The sequence below is a fragment of the Pseudomonas sp. AM4(2022) genome (genome assembly GCF_036346515.1).
GTDB lineage: Bacteria > Pseudomonadota > Gammaproteobacteria > Pseudomonadales > Pseudomonadaceae > Aquipseudomonas > Aquipseudomonas paracarnis.
On sequence record NZ_JAOTNW010000065.1, the window covers coordinates 1 to 809 of the forward strand.

Below are 809 nucleotides of genomic sequence, written 5' to 3' on the forward strand. Positions count from 1 at the left end.
TCCAGCGGCACCGTGCAGATCGGCGCGCAGACCATGGCCTTCAAATGCGCCGCCGACAGCATTGCCAGCGGTGTGGCGGTGATTCACCAAGAGCTGCACCTGGTGCCGGAAATGAGCGTGGCCGAGAACCTGTTCCTCGGGCATTTGCCCACGCGCTTTGGCGTGGTCAACCGGGGCCTGCTGCGCAAGCAGGCCCTGGCCTGCCTCAAGGGCCTGGCCGATGAAATCGACCCCGACGAGAAACTCGGGCGCCTGTCCCTGGGTCAGCGCCAACTGGTGGAAATCGCCAAGGCGCTGTCCCGTGGCGCCCATGTGATCGCCTTTGATGAACCCACCAGCAGTTTATCGGCGCGGGAAATCGACCGCTTGATGGCCATCATCGCGCGCCTGCGCGACGAGGGCAAAGTGGTGCTCTATGTGTCGCACCGTATGGAAGAAGTGTTCCGTATCTGCGACGCGGTGACGGTGTTCAAGGACGGCCGCTACGTGCGTACTTTCGAGGACATGAGCGCGCTGACCCACGACCAGTTGGTGACCTGCATGGTCGGTCGCGATATCCAGGATATCTACGATTACCGACCGCGTGAGCAGGGCGAAGTGGCGCTCAAGGTGGACGGCTTGCTCGGTCCTGGCCTGCGTGAACCGATCAGTTTCCAGGTGCGCAAGGGCGAGATCCTGGGCCTGTTCGGGCTGGTGGGCGCGGGGCGTACCGAGCTGTTTCGCCTGCTCAGTGGGTTAGAGCGCGCCAGTGCCGGCAGCCTGGAACTGTGCGGGCAAGCGCTGCAACTGCGCTCACCCCGCGACGCCAT

The 809-nt window shown here is 64.0% G+C and carries 1 protein-coding gene; it reads left to right on the plus strand.

Translation table 11 applies throughout. The annotated features are described in order from the left end of the window. A partial coding sequence (locus ODQ19_RS27970) for an ATP-binding cassette domain-containing protein (protein WP_330211834.1) occupies window positions 1–809 on the plus strand: 809 nt, incomplete at both ends.